Source organism: Roseovarius sp. BRH_c41, assembly GCF_000961715.1.
Lineage (GTDB): Bacteria > Pseudomonadota > Alphaproteobacteria > Rhodobacterales > Rhodobacteraceae > Roseovarius.
The window spans coordinates 26,066-40,640 of the sequence record NZ_LADY01000013.1; the positions used below are offsets into that span (position 1 = coordinate 26,066).

Sequence of the window (14,575 nt, forward strand, 5' to 3'; positions counted from 1 at the left end):
TCAGCGCACCTCCAGAAACCGGCGCTCTGCGAGGCCGTCGAGGAATTCGGCGCTGTCACGGGTGACATCATCAAGCGGCGCGTTGAAAATGGCGGCGAGATCGGCCGTGAGCGCGCCAAAGCTCTGCGCCCCGTCCACCCGGCTGAGAATGGCGTGACCGATGGGGTCAAGACGCACCGCGCGTTCGGGGGCGAGCAACACCCAATCCGCGCGCACGCGGTCATAGTGCAGGCGCACGCCGCGCGGCAGGCGGGGGATGGCGTCGGGGGTCATGCCGCGCCTTTGGCGAGCAGCCCCTCACCGGGGTGCCATGCGCCTGGCGGGATGCGGGCGGGATCGACATAGGCGGAATAGAGTGCGTCAAGCTGTGACCAGAGCACATCGGTCTTGAAGATGAGGGCTGCGGCGGCGGCCTCCTGTTTTTCCGCCGTATCGGCACGGTCGAGCACCCATTTGAGGCCGAATGCCACGTCCTTGGGTGCCTCTTTCAGCCGATTTCGGAAATAGGCGAGGCTGGAGTCATCGGCAAAGGCGTAATTGGCCAAGAGCCCCTCGATCCGTTCGGCGTGGATCTTGGGCGCGAAGAGTTCCGTCAGCGAGGCCGCGACCGCCTCGAGCAGCGGTTTCTCGCGGACAAAGGCGACATAGGCATCGACCGCAAAGCGGGTGGCGGGCAGCACGCCTTGGGCGGAGGCCACGTAATCGGGATCGAGCCCCACCGCCTGCGCCAGCCGCAGCCAGCGGCGAATCCCGCCCTCATTCTCGGCGGTGCCGTCGTGATCCTCGATCCGCGAGCGCCAGATGCGGCGCAGGTCGGCATCCTCGACCCGGCTGAGAAAGGCGGCATCCTTCATCGGGATGCGGGATTGATAGTAATAGCGGTTGATGACCCAAGCGCGGACCTGATCGGGGGTGCATTGGCCGCCGTGCAGCAGGTGGTGGAACGGGTGGCGGTCATGATAGCGCTCTGCCCCGATTTGGCGCAGGCGGGCCTCAAAGGCGTCGCGGGTGGCGGTCATGCTGTGATCTCCATGCCGTCCTGTCCAATCGTCCAACCGGCCGATTCGGCCTCGGCCCGTTCGGGGGCGTCGGGGCGCAGGACAGGGTTCGAGTTGTTCATATGGATGTAGATTTTGCGCCCGATTCCGAGATCGCGCAAGGCGGCAATGGAGCCGTCGGGGCCGCTCATCGAGATATGGCCCATGCGCCGCCCGGTTTTCTGGCTGAGGCCCATGGTGATCATCTCGTCATCGCGCCAGAGCGTGCCATCGAAGAATACCATATCGGCACCGCGCAGGCGGGTGGCGAGCCGGTCGGTGACAGTGGCGCAGCCGGGGATATAGTAGATATTGCGCCCCTCGGTCTGAAGATGCACGCCGGTGGTCTGTTCGCCCTCAAGATCGGTTTGCACGGTTTCGCCCTCCATATAGAGCGGCACCTTGCCGGGGACGGCAAAGAGCGTGGCGGTGAGGCCGGGCAACAGGGTCACAGGCTGATCGAGCGCGATGGGGGTTCGCGGCACGCGGGTCGCATCGACCGCCTGCATCAAGGGGTTGGCGGCGAGGACGCTGTGAATTTCGCCGGTGGCGTAGAGGGTGAACGGCTGTTGCTCGCGCAGGCTGAGCAGCCCCGCGACATGGTCGATATCGCCATTGGTCAAGAGCACGCCCGCGATGGGTGTATCGCGCAGGCTACGCGGATGCAGCGCCGGATTGGCGGCAATCTGGGCGAGAATGTCGGGGGAGGCGTTGAGGATCACCCAAGATGCGCCGTCCATGGTGACGGCCAGCGAGGATTGGGTCGAGGCAGGGATATGCCCCGAACGGGCGAGATTGCAATTCTCGCAGCCACAGTTCCACTGTGGCAGACCGCCGCCGGCCGCAGCACCCAGTATCAGAGCCTTAAACACCTGTTACCTCGCTGCAGCCGAACGGGTCGTTTAGAACAGGACGCCGTCGCCTTCTTCGGCGGGGCCGTACATGTTGATTTCCATTCCGCAGTTCAGTTCACGCAGAACCGGCTTGCTCCATGCCATAGTCTATCCTCCTCTTAGATCAGTGCAGATAGGGTGATTAGATATTCCGATCCCGCACATGTCAACTTTGGCATGGTCGTAGAGCCCTACGACTTTAGTGCAATCCAAGGATGAAAGGGTTGTGTCCGGGGCTGGACCTGAGTGACACTGAGATCATATCTGAGCATATGGCGGGGGCCCTCGTCAGAATGCGGGAGAATGACCATGATCGAGCTGTTGTTTGTGGCCTGTCTGGCGCGTCAACCAGAGGTCTGTGAGGAGCGGGCGTTCCAATATACTGACCGAAGCGCGCAAAGATGCATGGCTGAGGCAATTCCGGAGTTGAGCAGATGGGCGTCGACACATCCAAGATGGCGCATTGCGCGCTGGTCCTGCCAGCCGCTGGGCGGGGCACGGTTGCGGGCCTGATGCGGGGCGTGACAGGGATTTTTCTGAGCCTGATGCTGGCGTCGGCACCGGTCGTGGCGGGCACGGCGCATGAGGGGTATGACCTTATCTTTCGCACCGGCACGCTGGCGGCCTTTGCGCCGGGCGATGCGCTGCACTATCAGAGCGAGACGGTGAATGAGGCCACGCCACCCGAGACACAGGGGGCGCAGGCCTATGAGCTGCGGATCGAAGAGGGCGGCACCGCGCAGCTGATGCATGTTCTGGACGCGGGGCAACAGCCGGTGGCGGGGTTTGACGCGAGCGTGGGCAATCCGATGGCGATGTTCTTTCTCGAACGGCTGGTGCGCGATCTGGCGCAGGCGACAGGGGGCAGCACATTCTATATCCGCAACCGGATCAAGGAGTCGCTTTTGGCACCGGTGGGGATTGCACCGGTAGAGGTGAGTTGGGCCGGGGAGAGCCATGCCGCGCAGGAGGTGGTGCTGGCGCCCTTTGTCGGCGATGAGAATGCCGCGCGGCTGGGGCCGTTTTCCGAATTGCGCGTGGTGTTCGATGTCTCAGAAGCCGTGCCAGGCTGGTATCATTCGATGCGCGCCGAGACGCCGGAGCGTGACACTGGCGGGCGCTATTTCACCTCGACGCTGACGTTGAGGGAGGCTGTGGAATGAGGTCTCTGGCGGTCCTGCTGTGTCTCTTGCCCGGCATGGGGCTGGCGCAGAGCGTGGCGGAGCAACTCAACGATTATCCCACTGAGGTGCGGGCGGATTATGTCTTTGGCTGCATGGCGGCGAATGGCAATACGCGCGAGATGTTGCGGCGCTGCGCCTGTTCCATCGACGAGATTGCGGCGATCCTGCCGTATAAGGATTATGTGTCGGCTGAGACAGTTCTGGCGCTGCGTCAGGGCAATGGCGAGCGGATGTCGATGTTCAAGGCGGGGCCAGTGAGCGAGGGCATTGTCGCCGAGCTGCGCCGGGCGCAGGCGGAGGCCGAGATCGTCTGTTTCAAGTGACGCGGATCAGGACGCGCCGGCCTTGGGCAGCAGGTCTTCAAACACATTGCCCTCGGTATCCTCGGCCCGAATGCGCAGATCCGGCGTGCCGTTGTCGGTATAGCTGAAGCGGAACACCGGATCCTCGGAAATCGAAATGCCGCCTGTCAGGGAAAAGAGCATCTCGTCCCCTTGCCAGACGGTCAGATCCTGAATGAAATGCGCAGGCACAAAGAGCTGGGTGATCTGGTCGCGTTGCAGGCCCGAGTAATTGGGGTGGCGGATCATCAGTTGCGCGTCGCGGCGGCTGCCGATCTGTACCGGGGCGGTATCGAAATGGCGCAGGCGCATTTCACCCATATGGGCAAGCGCCACCTCGGGATCGCGTGTGGCGGGGGCGGCACAGCCCCCGGCGGCCTTGACGAAACGCCCGTCGATATAGCTGGCGCTGGCAGTTTCGGCGACGACGCGCAGGTTGGAATAGGCATTGACCCGCACGCGTGTCTCAAAGCTGAGCGGGGCCATGGCGGGGCCAAAGGTGATTTCGGCGGCAAGCGGGGCCGGGTTTTCATCGACCACGAGTTTGAGCGTGGTGATCGGCCCCACGCTCTGATCGGTTTGGGTGACGACCACGGGCACGGTGGCCGCGTCATGGGCGCGGTAGGGCGCATCGACCGCAAAGATCGCACCGGGGCTGAGCGCCTTGCCTGCGTCGAGAATGTCGGCGCGCAGATAGTCCCATGTCTCGCCATCCTGTAGCGGATTGCGCCGCTCTTCGGCCAGCGCGGCGGTCCCGAGCGTGAGGCTCAGGCAAAGGGCGGTCAGGGGAAATCGGGTCATCGGCACCTCCGGATCGGGCATACTCGCACCATTGGACAATAGCACAGATCCCGCGCAAATTGTATCAACCTTTGGTAGCAGTTTTGCGAGGGCTCCGAGATGTTCGAGATCGTGCTGAGCCTCTGTCTGGTGGCCAACCCCGAGACGTGCGAGACGCGGCTTTTGCCGGTGGGTGCGGTGGATTGTGCGCAGGCCATGGCGCGGGCCGAGGAGATCGCGCCGGACTGGGGCGCCGCGCTGCGGGCGAGTGCGTTTGACTGCGTGGCGCGGCCCGAGAGCGGGCGTGTGTTCGAGGAGGCCGCGCCGGGCGTCTATGTGCATCGCGGGCAGGTGGAAGATGTGACGCCGGACAATCTGGGCGATGTCGCCAATATCGGATTCATTATCGGGGATGACAGCGTCGCGGTGATTGACGCCGGAGGCAGCCGCGCGGTTGGCGAGGCGGTTTATCTGGCGGTGCGGCAGGTCACGGACAAACCGATCACGCATATGATCCTGACGCATATGCACCCCGATCATGTGATGGGGGCTGCGGTCATGGTTGAGGCGGGCGCGCAGATCGTCGGGCATCGCAAGCTGGGGCAGGCGCTTGCGGCGCGGGCCGAGACCTATGAGACCGCCTTTGCGCGGCTCATGGGAGCGGGGTTCATCGGTAGCCGGGTGCCGGAGGTGGGCGAGGGGATCGGTGAGCGTGCCGAGGTCGATCTGGGGGGCCGCGTGCTGGATCTGGTGGCGTGGGAAACAGCGCATAGCGAGAGCGATGTGACGGTGTTCGACCGGAAAACGGCGACGCTTTTCACTGGGGATCTGGTGTTTGACGCGCATAGCCCGGCCTTGGATGGCTCGGTGCTGGGGTGGTTGCGCGTGCTGGAGGCGATGGGGATGCCGGAACCCGCGCGCATCGTGCCGGGGCATGGCGGGCCGGTTCTGGAGTGGCCCGAGGGGGCGGCTGATCTGCGGCGCTATCTGGAGGTTTTGCGCGACGAGACGCGCGCGGCGGTGTCGCAGGGGTTGCGGTTGGGTGAGGCGATTGAGACGGTCGGTCAAGGCGAGGCGGGACGCTGGGCGCTCTTTGACCTCTTTCACAAACGCAACGTGACGGCGGCCTTTACGGAATTGGAGTGGGAATAGGCCCGCGTTGGGGTAACGGTTCTGCGTGGCTTGCAGCGCGTCTGCCGAAATTTTAATCGGCTCGCACCGTATCTTGCGGCGGCGCAGGTTTTTCAGTCTGTCATAAATTTTACCAATTGATAAAATTTAGAATCGTGGAATACTGATCCTCAGCCATCCTTGACCGGAGAACGCCATGAGAGATCGCCAACTCGCCCCCGGTATCGTCGCAGGCCGGATTGATGCCGCCGCCTTGCAGGGCAATTTCACCGATCTGCATCCCCCGCTTGATGATCACGAGGCGCTGGTGGCGGCGGATCGCTGCTATTTCTGCCATGATGCGCCCTGCATCACCGCCTGCCCCACCTCGATCGACATCCCGCTCTTTATCCGGCAGATCGCCACCGGCACGCCCGAGGCGGCGGCCAAGACGATCCTCAGCCAGAACATCCTTGGCGGCATGTGCGCGCGCGTTTGCCCCACGGAAACGCTGTGCGAAGAGGCCTGTGTGCGTGAGGCAGCCGAGGGGCAGCCGGTGCTGATCGGGCGGTTGCAGCGCTATGCCACGGATAGGCTGATGGACAAGGGCGTGCATCCCTTTCGCCGTGCCGCGCCGACAGGGCGGCGTGTCGCGGTAGTGGGGGCGGGGCCTGCGGGTCTGGCCTGTGCGCACCGTCTGGCGATGAAGGGCCATGACGTGACGCTCTATGATGGGCGCGCCAAGCCCGGTGGTCTTAATGAATTCGGCATCGCGGCGTACAAGAGCACCGACAGTTTCGCGGCGCGTGAGGTCGACTGGCTGATGCAGATCGGCGGGATCACTCTGGCCACGGGGCAGCGTCTGGGGCGCGAGATTGCCTTGGATCAGTTGCGCCAGGACCACGATGCGGTGTTCCTGGCGATTGGGCTGGGCGGGGTCAATGCGCTGGGCCTCGCAGGCGAGGATCGCGAGGGGATGCGTGACGCGGTGGATTTCATTGCGGAGTTGCGGCAGGCCGAGGATCTGAGCCGCCTGCCGGTGGGACGTGATGTGGTGGTGATCGGCGGCGGCATGACGGCGGTGGATGCCGCCGTGCAGGCCAAACTCTTGGGCGCGCTCAATGTCACGCTGGTGTACCGGCGTGGACGCGACCGGATGAATGCCAGCCGCTATGAACAGGATTTGGCCGCCTCAAAGGGCGTGCGGATCGTGACCAATGCCACGCCCATCGCGGTGCATGGCAATGGCGCGGTGCGCGAGGTCGAGTTTGAATATAGCGATGATGATCTGAGGCCCACGGGCGAGCGGTTTCGCCTTGCCGCCGATCAGGTGTTCAAGGCGATAGGTCAGGCGCTCGAAGGGGCCGATCTGCCCGCGCTCGATGGGCGCAAGATCGCCGTTTCAGACCGCGGGCGCACCTCTCTGCCTGGCGTCTGGGCCGGGGGCGATTGTGCGGCGGGGGGCGATGACCTGACCGTGACGGCGGTGGCCGAAGGCCGTGACGCTGCTGAAGACATCCACGCAACCTTGATGGCGGAGGGCTGAGCCATGGCGGACCTGACAACCAACTTCATCGGCATCACGTCACCCAATCCGTTTTGGCTGGCCTCGGCTCCGCCGACGGACAAGGAATACAACGTGCGCCGCGCGTTTGAGGCGGGGTGGGGCGGCGTGGTCTGGAAGACACTGGGTGAGGCGGGACCGCCGGTGGTCAATGTGAACGGGCCGCGCTATGGGGCGATTTATGGCGCTGACCGGCGTCTGCTGGGCCTCAACAATATCGAGTTGATCACGGATCGCCCGTTGGAGGTGAACCTGGAAGAGATGCGCCGGGTCAAGCGCGATTGGCCGGATCGTGCGCTGATTGCGAGCCTGATGGTGCCGGTGAACGAGGACGCCTGGCGCGAGATATTGCAGCGGGTCGAGGATACGGGATGCGATGGGGTCGAGCTGAATTTTGGCTGTCCGCATGGCATGAGCGAGCGCGGTATGGGCAGCGCCGTGGGGCAGGTGCCGGAATATGTGGGGCAGGTGGCCTATTGGTGCAAGAAGCACTCGAACCTGCCGGTGATCGTGAAATTGACCCCCAATATCACCGATATCCGCAAGCCCGCGCAGGCCGCCAAGGAAGGCGGCGCCGATGCCGTGAGCCTGATCAACACGATCAATTCGATCACGAGCGTCGATCTTGATCTCTTTGCGCCTGAGCCCACGATTGACGGGCGGGGCGCGCATGGCGGCTATTGCGGGCCTGCGGTGAAGCCCATCGCGCTGAATATGGTGGCCGAGATTGCGCGCGATCCCGCCACGGCGGGCCTGCCGATCAGCGGCATTGGCGGTGTCACCACTTGGCGCGATGCGGCGGAATTCATGGCGCTAGGCGCGGGCAATGTTCAGGTCTGCACGGCGGCGATGACCTATGGGTTCAAGATCGTGCAGGAAATGATCTCGGGCCTGTCGCAATATATGGATGACAAGGGCTTTACCTCTGTTGACCAACTGGTCGGGCGCGCCGTGCCGAATGTGGTCAACTGGAAGGACCTCAACCTCAATTACGTGACCAAGGCCAAGATCAATCAGGACGACTGCATCAACTGCGGGCGCTGCTATGCCGCCTGCGAGGATACCAGTCATCAGGCGATTGCGATGTCCGAGGATCGGGTTTTTACCGTCAAGGATGACGAGTGCGTCGCCTGCAACCTCTGCGTCAATGTCTGCCCGATCGAGGGCTGCATCACGATGGAGCGAATGGCGGCGGGTATGGTCGATCCGCGCACTGGCGAGGTGGTGCGGGAGGAATATGCCAACTGGACAACCCACCCCAACAATCCCGGGCGATGTGCGGCGGAATAGGCAGGCAGATCACACGAGGCCGCCCGTCATCGGGGCTGGGCTGTGACGTGCGGCGCGGCGGATGGCGCGGCGGTAGAGGTAGCGCGCCCAGATCTGTGTGAGCGGGGGCTTTCGCTCGACCGTCTCGGCGTTGCGGGATACGCCCGAGGGGTAAATCCCGGCGGGGCGCAGGCGCGTGTGCCAATGGCTCTGGATCAGGCAATCAACCGGGCGGTCGAAGGTCTCGGTCAGGCTGAGCAGATGGGCGGCGGCGTCACGACCGACCATCTGCGCCGTGCTGCGCAGCCCGCTGACCAAGGGCAGGCTGAGCGCGCAGCCGCCATTGGTGTCGATCAGTCGCGCAGGTCCGCGCAGGGCTTGCGTCTGGAACTGGATGTAACCCAGATCGTCGATCTGCGCCCGCGCCAGAGCGAGAGCGCGCGCGAAAACCACGGGATCAATCGCCGCGTCATCCTCGAAGATCAGCCCATAGTCGAGATCACGCCGGACAATCTCGGCCCAGATCTGGCGATGGCTGAGAAAGCAGCCGATCTGGCTGGTTTTGAGCGCGAAGGGATAAGGGGGCGCGAAAATGCCCGCTCCGACCGTCGCGGAAAGCTCGTTGGACGACAGGCTCGATCCATCGACGGCGGACCAGATTTCGCCCTCCAGCCCGCAGGAGGCGAGAAGGGCGCGCGCCGCCTCGCGCCGCGCACTGGCGCGCGGCAGGTGCAAGACGAACGCGCGCCCGGTCACGCGGTCAGGCGCCGGGGGTCCAGCCCGAGACGGATTTGACCTCGAGGAAATCCTCGATGCCCCATTTGCCGCCCTCGCGCCCGTGGCCCGATTGTTTCATGCCGCCAAAGGGCGAGCCGGCGCCGCGCGATTGGCCGTTCATTTCCACCATGCCCGAGCGCAAGCTGCGCGCCAGTCGGTTTGCCCGTGCCGGATCGCCGGTCTGCACATAGTTGGTGAGGCCGTAAGGCGTGTCATTGGCGATGCGGATGCCGTCCTCTTCGGTATCAAAGGGGATGATCGACAGGACCGGGCCAAAGATTTCCTCGCGCGCGATGGTCATCTCATTGGTGACATCGGCAAAGACCGTGGGTTTCACATAGAAGCCCCGGTTGAGCCCGTCCGGACGCCCGGTGCCGCCTGCAACCAGCCGCGCGCCTTCGTCGATGCCCTGTTGGATGAGGTCCTGAATCTTGTTGAACTGCACCTCATTGACCACCGGGCCAATGTGGCGACCGGCCTCTTGGGCGGAACCGACGGTGATCGCGTTTGCGGCCTCGGCGGCAATCTCGACCGCAGAGTCGTAAATCTCGCGCTGCACCAGCATCCGGGTCGGCGCGTTGCACGATTGGCCGGTGTTGTTCATGCAGCGGATCACGCCGCGCTTGACCGCCTTGGCATCGGCATCGGCAAAGATCAGGTTGGCCCCCTTGCCGCCCAATTCAAGGCTCACACGTTTGAGCGTGTCGGCGGCGGATTTGGAGATGATGCGCCCGGCGCGCGACGAGCCGGTAAAGCTGATCATGTCGACATCGGGATGCGCGGTCAGTTGGCTGCCGACGCCCACGCCATCGCCGTTGACGAGGTTGAACACGCCCTTGGGCAGGCCGGCCGCATCGACGATCTCGGCAAAGATCACGGCATTGAGCGGTGATTCCTCAGACGGTTTCAGGATCATGGTGCAACCGGCCACGAGACCCGCGATCACCTTGAGCGTGACCTGATTCATCGGCCAGTTCCACGGGGTGATCATGCCGACAACGCCCACCGCCTCGTGAATGATGCGGTCATTCGGCGCGTGATCGCCAAGCGGTTCGTCAAAGGCGAAATCGCGGGCGGCGGTGATGAAATTGGCGATGTGCCAGCTTCCGGCGCCGACCTGCTGTTCGCGGGCCATGTCGATGGGCGCGCCCATTTCGAGGCTGATGGCCTGTGCCATGTCCTCGGCGCGGGCCTTGTAGGCCTCGAGAATTTTCTCCGCATAGGCAATGCGGTCCGCGGGTGGTCTGGCCATCCACGCCGGAAAGGCCGCCTTGGCGGCGGCGACGGCGGCGTCGGTGTCGGCCTGACCGCCCAAAGAGATCACCGCGCAGGGCTCTTCGGTCGAGGGATTGATAACCTTGTGATCTTTTGCCGCGAGGGGATTGACCCAAGCGCCATTGATGTAGAATTGACGTTTCTCGATCATGGTATTGACCTCCAGTGATTTGGCGGCACTCTGTCAGGGGTGATGCCGACCTGCAAGGTTGGAAACTAGCGGAGGCCGTAATTTGATCAAATTGCCGCCGACGACTGAAACAACACGAGAAAGGATGCTGCTATGGGCCTTCGTATCAATGATGTGATCCCGGATTTGACCGTAGAGACCGATTTGGGCACGATATCACTGCATGACTGGATTGGTGACAGTTGGGCGATTCTGTTCTCTCACCCTAAGGATTTCACCCCTGTCTGCACCACCGAATTTGGCGCTGTGGCGCGCTTGGCCGAAGAATGGGAGAAACGCGGGTGCAAGGTGATCGGCGTCTCGGTGGACGGGGTCGAGGACCATCGCAAGTGGAAGGGCGACATCGAGAAGGTGGGCGGCAGTGCCGCGCGGTTCCCGATCATCGCCGATGCGGGGCTGGAGGTGTCCAAGGCCTTCGACATGCTGCCCGCCGAGGCCTATCTGCCCGATGGGCGCACGCCCAATGACAGTGCCACGGTGCGCTCGGTCTTTATCATCGGGCCGGACAAGCAGTTGAAGCTGAGCATGACCTATCCGATGACCGTGGGGCGCAATTTCGCGGAAGTGCTGCGCGCGCTCGATGCGCTCCAGACCACGTCGCGCAATGGCGTGGCGACACCGGCGGATTGGACCGTGGGGCAGGATGTGATCATCCCGGCCAGCCTGAGCGATGCCGATGCGGAGGCCAAGTTCGGCAGCTTTGAGAAGGTGTTGCCGTATCTGAGAAAGACCAGTTTGAAGGGGTAGTTTGGTCTTTGACTGAGCTTGGCCCCAAGCATCCCCCGCGCGGAATCAAGGCGCGGTAGCGCCGCCGCGCAGCGCCCGTCCGCCCCACCGGGCGGGCGCTTTTGCGACGTTTCAGTCTCCTGAAAACGCGGACGTGTTTGGCAGGAATTAAGTGCTTGCCGGGGCCGTTTCAGTGCCCACCCGGCGGACGGGCACCGCGCGGCTTCTCGCTCGGATATAGCTCATGATTCTCCCTCACCCCAGCCGCGCAAACACCGCCATCTGGCTTGCCCCGCCCAAGGCGGGGTGGGTCTCGCCGATGTCATGGCGGGTGACTGTGTAGCCGTGGCGTGCCGCCACGCCTTCGGCCCAGCCTGCGAACCGCGCGCGGTGCCATTCGAAATGATGCCCCGGATGGCGAAAGCGGTGCGCGGGCACGCCCAGCACCGGATTGAACTCCGCATTGGGCGTGGTCACGATCACATGGCCGGGGCGCATATCGGCAAAGAGCGCGTGTTCCAGCCGGTTGAGATCGCCAAGCGGCAGGTGTTCGATGGTTTCAACGAGGCAGGCGCAGTCATAGCCACGCAGATTGGGATGCGCGGCGGTCATCGAGGCCTGCGCCAGTTGCACCTTGGCGCGGGCCTCGGGGGGCAGGTCCGCCAGCCGCGCCTGTGCCGCGCGCAGCGAGGCCAGATCAATGTCGATCCCGGTCAGGCGGGAGAGGTCCGGCAAGCGCGCCAGACGCAGGATGAGATCGCCTGCGCCGCAGCCCAGATCAAGGAGCGTGCGCGCGCCCGTGTCGCGCACGGCGGCGCAGACGGCCCGGAGGCGTGCGTCATGCAGGGCGGTGGTCATTGGGGGCCTCTCGGCTTGGCGACGTTGCGGAGCGATGTGCCATGCATCCCGCGCAAAGACCAGAGCCGCGCAGGTCTGCAAGCCCCATGGACAGGCTGACGTGATTTGCCTAAGCCTTGGCATCAGAGAAAACGAGGATGCCATGGCGCGGCGAAAACCCTTTGAGATCGGTGGAGTGTCCGTTGAGTCGGGCACACGGGCGCGGGTCGATATCCCTGTGAGCACGCTCTCTAATCATACGCCGGTCAATCTCTCGGTTGAGGTGATCCATGGGCGGCGCGGCGGGCCGGTTCTGTTTGTGTCGGCGGCGATTCACGGCGATGAGGTGATCGGGGTCGAGATCATGCGCCGCCTGCTCAAGGCGGCACCGCTCAGCTCGATGGCGGGCACGCTCCTGGCTGTGCCCATCGTCAACACCTTTGGGTTTCTCAATCACAAGCGTTATTTGCCAGACCGGCGCGATCTCAACCGGGTGTTTCCGGGGGTGAGCGAAGGCTCGATGGCCTCGCAACTGGCGCATATTTTCATGGATCAGGTGGTGCGGCGGGCCGATGTGGGGATCGACCTGCATTCGGCGGCGATTCACCGCACCAACCTGCCGCAAATCCGGCTGACGCCGGGCAATGCGCGGCTGGAGGAGTTGGGCCGTGCCTTTGGTGCGCCGGTGATGATGGAGTCGAAGCTGCGCGAGGGCTCGCTTCGGATGGCTGCCGAGCAGGCGGGTGTTGACGTGCTGCTCTACGAGGGGGGCGAGGGGCTCCGGTTTGACGAATTCGCGGCGCGGGCGGGGGTGAGCGGTATCCTGCGGGTGATGCAGCATCTGGGCATGATTGGCGCCAAGGGCGTGCCGCGTGCACGCGGTGTGCCGATCCGCGCCGCGCGCTCGCGCTGGTATCGCGCGCCGCGTGGCGGGCTGTTCCGGGGCTATCTGGCGGTGGGCGATGCGGTGCAGCCGGGCACCGTGCTGGGGGCGGTGGCCAATGCCTTTGGCGATGTTGAGACTGAGGTGGTGGCCGATGTGACCGGCATCATCATCGGGCGCACCAACCTGCCGGTGGTCTATGAGGGCGATGCGCTCTGCCATGTGGCGGAGACGCCGCGCGCCGAGGCCGCGGCTGAGGGGATCAGCGCCCATCTTGAGGCGGCGGCGCTGTTTGACGAGGATGAGATCATCTGAGGGGCACCGCCGCTCTGCGGGGCGGCGGCGCGACTTGAGTATTTGCGCCAAGAAAAAGCACACATGCGGCTTTGGCCTCTCAGCCTTGGGGCCAATCGTTGATGATCTGCATGGCCTCATCCGCCGTTTCGACGAATTGGAAGAGCTCGAGATCCTCGGCGCTGATCGTGCCGGCCTCGGAGAGCGCCGCCCAATTGATGATGGTTTGCCAGAAGGCGGCACCGAAGAGCAGGAAGGGCACGCGCTTCATCCTGTCGGTCTGAATGAGGGTCAGCGCCTCGAACATCTCATCGAGCGTGCCGAACCCGCCGGGAAAGACGCAGATGGCGCGGGCACGCATCAGGAAATGCATCTTGCGGATGGCGAAATAGTGAAAGTTGAAACAAAGGCCGGGGGTGACATATTCATTCGGGGCCTGTTCATGCGGCAGCACGATATTGAGGCCGATCGAGGCGCCGCCCGCATCCGCCGCGCCGCGATTGCCCGCCTCCATCACCCCCGGTCCGCCGCCGGTGGCAATGACATAGTCGCGCCCGTCGGCGGCCATGGATTTTTCCGTCATCAGCCGCGCGAATTTGCGGGCCTCGTCGTAATAGGACGAGAGATCAGCGAGCGTCTTGGTGCGCGCCGTGTGCTTTTGCGACGGTTCGGGAATGCGTGCGCCACCAAAGAGCACGACGGTGCTCTGGATGCCGTGCTCGTTCAGGGCCATTTCGGGCTTTAGGAGTTCGAGTTGCAGCCGCACGGGGCGCAATTCGTCGCGGCACATGAAATCGGGATCGGCAAAGGCCAGACGATAGGCCGGGGCGCGGGTCTGGGGCGTATCAGGCACCTGTTCGGCGGTGGACCGGTCGGAACCGGCATCGCGGAACTGGCTGAGGCGGTCGTCTTTCATTGCGGGCGATCCTTGCTTGGGTCTTGGATTTCAGGAGTATAGGGTTTGGCCGATCAAGAAAAGCCAAAGAGGTGTGAGCGATGGGATGGCAGAGGTGGATTTCTGAGGCGGGGGGGCGCATTGCCGCGCATGTGCGGCGCACGCCGGTGATGCAGGTCGAGTTGGGGGGATTCTCTGTCGCGCTCAAACTGGAGCAGATGCAGCACACCGGCAGTTTCAAGGCGCGCGGCGCGTTCAACACGCTGTTGCAGGCGACGGTGCCGGAGGCGGGGATCGTTGCCGCCTCGGGGGGCAATCATGGCGCGGCGGTGGCCTATGCGGCGGCGCGGCTTGGCCACCGCGCGCGGATCTACGTGCCCGAGATTGCTGGCCCTGCCAAGATTGCCCTCATCCGCGCCCAAGGGGCCGATTTGCAGGTGGTACCGGGGGCCTATGCCGATGCGGCGGCGCGCGCCGCCGAATGGCAGGCGGCGACGCGGGCGATGGTGGTGCATCCCTA

General features: G+C 64.2%; 17 protein-coding genes. 8 read left to right on the forward strand and 9 right to left on the reverse strand.

Features of this window, described 5'->3' with window-relative positions; genetic code table 11:
* The 4 genes from pqqD to pqqA are packed head-to-tail and all read right to left on the reverse strand — an operon-like array spanning nt 1 to nt 2,035.
* Complete coding sequence (gene pqqD, locus VR71_RS04045; protein ID WP_045681408.1) at nt 1-273, reverse strand: pyrroloquinoline quinone biosynthesis peptide chaperone PqqD; 273 nt, start codon at nt 271-273, stop codon at nt 1-3.
* Nucleotides 270-1,019: a pyrroloquinoline-quinone synthase PqqC gene (gene pqqC, locus VR71_RS04050; RefSeq protein WP_045681410.1), complete on the reverse strand. Its 750-nt coding sequence runs from the start codon at nt 1,017-1,019 to the stop codon at nt 270-272. Before pqqC ends, pqqD begins: the two co-directional genes overlap by 4 nt.
* The gene (gene pqqB / locus VR71_RS04055; RefSeq protein WP_045681413.1) at nt 1,016-1,909 is read right to left on the reverse strand and encodes a pyrroloquinoline quinone biosynthesis protein PqqB; all 894 of its coding nucleotides are present in this window, start codon (nt 1,907-1,909) and stop codon (nt 1,016-1,018) included. The genes pqqC and pqqB overlap by 4 nt, the downstream gene beginning before the upstream one ends.
* Before the next feature lie 30 nt (nt 1,910-1,939).
* On the reverse strand, nt 1,940-2,035 hold the full coding sequence (pqqA, locus tag VR71_RS04060; protein WP_037246620.1) for a pyrroloquinoline quinone precursor peptide PqqA: 96 nt from the start codon (nt 2,033-2,035) through the stop codon (nt 1,940-1,942).
* 329 nt (nt 2,036-2,364) lie between these two features.
* On the opposite strand from pqqA, the gene VR71_RS04065 reads away from it, so the two are divergent.
* Nucleotides 2,365-3,093, forward strand: coding sequence for a hypothetical protein (locus tag VR71_RS04065; protein WP_296429857.1), 729 nt, complete (start codon nt 2,365-2,367; stop codon nt 3,091-3,093).
* Nucleotides 3,090-3,437 carry a hypothetical protein gene (locus tag VR71_RS04070; RefSeq protein WP_045681418.1) on the forward strand — a complete coding sequence of 116 codons (348 nt, stop codon included), beginning with the start codon at nt 3,090-3,092 and terminating at the stop codon, nt 3,435-3,437. Before VR71_RS04065 ends, VR71_RS04070 begins: the two co-directional genes overlap by 4 nt.
* A 6-nt stretch (nt 3,438-3,443) precedes the next feature.
* On the opposite strand, the gene VR71_RS04075 is transcribed toward VR71_RS04070, so the two are convergent.
* Nucleotides 3,444-4,256 (reverse strand): quinoprotein dehydrogenase-associated SoxYZ-like carrier, encoded by an 813-nt coding sequence (locus tag VR71_RS04075; protein ID WP_296429858.1) that lies wholly within the window; start codon nt 4,254-4,256, stop codon nt 3,444-3,446.
* A gap of 99 nt (nt 4,257-4,355) precedes the next feature.
* Between VR71_RS04075 and VR71_RS04080 the strand changes: the two genes are divergently transcribed.
* From VR71_RS04080 to preA, 3 genes are all read left to right on the forward strand, one after another.
* Nucleotides 4,356-5,387 (forward strand): quinoprotein relay system zinc metallohydrolase 2, encoded by a 1,032-nt coding sequence (locus VR71_RS04080; protein WP_045681422.1) that lies wholly within the window; start codon nt 4,356-4,358, stop codon nt 5,385-5,387.
* A gap of 175 nt (nt 5,388-5,562) precedes the next feature.
* Nucleotides 5,563-6,891 carry an NAD(P)-dependent oxidoreductase gene (locus VR71_RS04085; RefSeq protein WP_045681425.1) on the forward strand — a complete coding sequence of 443 codons (1,329 nt, stop codon included), beginning with the start codon at nt 5,563-5,565 and terminating at the stop codon, nt 6,889-6,891.
* Between the two features lie 3 nt (nt 6,892-6,894).
* Nucleotides 6,895-8,199 carry an NAD-dependent dihydropyrimidine dehydrogenase subunit PreA gene (gene preA / locus VR71_RS04090; protein WP_045681426.1) on the forward strand — a complete coding sequence of 435 codons (1,305 nt, stop codon included), beginning with the start codon at nt 6,895-6,897 and terminating at the stop codon, nt 8,197-8,199.
* Nucleotides 8,200-8,208: 9 nt separating this feature from the next.
* Here preA and VR71_RS04095 read toward each other — a convergent pair whose 3' ends face one another.
* Nucleotides 8,209-8,934, reverse strand: coding sequence for a glycosyltransferase family 25 protein (locus VR71_RS04095; protein WP_045681428.1), 726 nt, complete (start codon nt 8,932-8,934; stop codon nt 8,209-8,211).
* A gap of 4 nt (nt 8,935-8,938) precedes the next feature.
* Complete coding sequence (locus VR71_RS04100; protein ID WP_045681430.1) at nt 8,939-10,381, reverse strand: aldehyde dehydrogenase family protein; 1,443 nt, start codon at nt 10,379-10,381, stop codon at nt 8,939-8,941.
* A gap of 132 nt (nt 10,382-10,513) precedes the next feature.
* On the opposite strand from VR71_RS04100, the gene VR71_RS04105 reads away from it, so the two are divergent.
* Nucleotides 10,514-11,167, forward strand: a complete 654-nt coding sequence (locus tag VR71_RS04105) for a peroxiredoxin (RefSeq protein WP_009816351.1) — start codon at nt 10,514-10,516, stop codon at nt 11,165-11,167.
* Nucleotides 11,168-11,401: 234 nt separating this feature from the next.
* Here VR71_RS04105 and VR71_RS04110 read toward each other — a convergent pair whose 3' ends face one another.
* Nucleotides 11,402-12,004, reverse strand: coding sequence for a methyltransferase domain-containing protein (locus VR71_RS04110; RefSeq protein WP_045681433.1), 603 nt, complete (start codon nt 12,002-12,004; stop codon nt 11,402-11,404).
* A 142-nt stretch (nt 12,005-12,146) separates the two neighbouring features.
* On the opposite strand from VR71_RS04110, the gene VR71_RS04115 reads away from it, so the two are divergent.
* Complete coding sequence (locus VR71_RS04115; RefSeq protein WP_045681435.1) at nt 12,147-13,181, forward strand: succinylglutamate desuccinylase/aspartoacylase family protein; 1,035 nt, start codon at nt 12,147-12,149, stop codon at nt 13,179-13,181.
* 79 nt (nt 13,182-13,260) lie between these two features.
* On the opposite strand, the gene VR71_RS04120 is transcribed toward VR71_RS04115, so the two are convergent.
* Nucleotides 13,261-14,076: a TIGR00730 family Rossman fold protein gene (locus VR71_RS04120; RefSeq protein WP_045681437.1), complete on the reverse strand. Its 816-nt coding sequence runs from the start codon at nt 14,074-14,076 to the stop codon at nt 13,261-13,263.
* A gap of 80 nt (nt 14,077-14,156) precedes the next feature.
* Here VR71_RS04120 and VR71_RS04125 point away from each other — a divergent pair.
* Nucleotides 14,157-14,575, forward strand: a 419-nt coding sequence (locus VR71_RS04125) for a pyridoxal-phosphate dependent enzyme (RefSeq protein ID WP_045681439.1), incomplete at its 3' end; no start/stop codon positions are given.

What these genes read in the sequence shown, in the direction of transcription:
- VR71_RS04070 (WP_045681418.1), top strand. Translation starts at nt 3,090, where the DNA reads ATGAGGTCTCTGGCGGTCCTGCTGTGTCTCTTGCCCGGCATGGGGCTG.
- VR71_RS04075 (WP_296429858.1), bottom strand. Translation starts at nt 4,256, where the DNA reads ATGACCCGATTTCCCCTGACCGCCCTTTGCCTGAGCCTCACGCTCGGG.
- pqqA (WP_037246620.1), bottom strand. Translation starts at nt 2,035, where the DNA reads ATGGCATGGAGCAAGCCGGTTCTGCGTGAACTGAACTGCGGAATGGAA.
- VR71_RS04100 (WP_045681430.1), bottom strand. Translation starts at nt 10,381, where the DNA reads ATGATCGAGAAACGTCAATTCTACATCAATGGCGCTTGGGTCAATCCC.
- VR71_RS04085 (WP_045681425.1), top strand. Translation starts at nt 5,563, where the DNA reads ATGAGAGATCGCCAACTCGCCCCCGGTATCGTCGCAGGCCGGATTGAT.
- pqqC (WP_045681410.1), bottom strand. Translation starts at nt 1,019, where the DNA reads ATGACCGCCACCCGCGACGCCTTTGAGGCCCGCCTGCGCCAAATCGGG.
- VR71_RS04110 (WP_045681433.1), bottom strand. Translation starts at nt 12,004, where the DNA reads ATGACCACCGCCCTGCATGACGCACGCCTCCGGGCCGTCTGCGCCGCC.
- preA (WP_045681426.1), top strand. Translation starts at nt 6,895, where the DNA reads ATGGCGGACCTGACAACCAACTTCATCGGCATCACGTCACCCAATCCG.
- VR71_RS04080 (WP_045681422.1), top strand. Translation starts at nt 4,356, where the DNA reads ATGTTCGAGATCGTGCTGAGCCTCTGTCTGGTGGCCAACCCCGAGACG.
- VR71_RS04115 (WP_045681435.1), top strand. Translation starts at nt 12,147, where the DNA reads ATGGCGCGGCGAAAACCCTTTGAGATCGGTGGAGTGTCCGTTGAGTCG.
- VR71_RS04105 (WP_009816351.1), top strand. Translation starts at nt 10,514, where the DNA reads ATGGGCCTTCGTATCAATGATGTGATCCCGGATTTGACCGTAGAGACC.
- VR71_RS04065 (WP_296429857.1), top strand. Translation starts at nt 2,365, where the DNA reads ATGGGCGTCGACACATCCAAGATGGCGCATTGCGCGCTGGTCCTGCCA.
- VR71_RS04120 (WP_045681437.1), bottom strand. Translation starts at nt 14,076, where the DNA reads ATGAAAGACGACCGCCTCAGCCAGTTCCGCGATGCCGGTTCCGACCGG.
- pqqD (WP_045681408.1), bottom strand. Translation starts at nt 273, where the DNA reads ATGACCCCCGACGCCATCCCCCGCCTGCCGCGCGGCGTGCGCCTGCAC.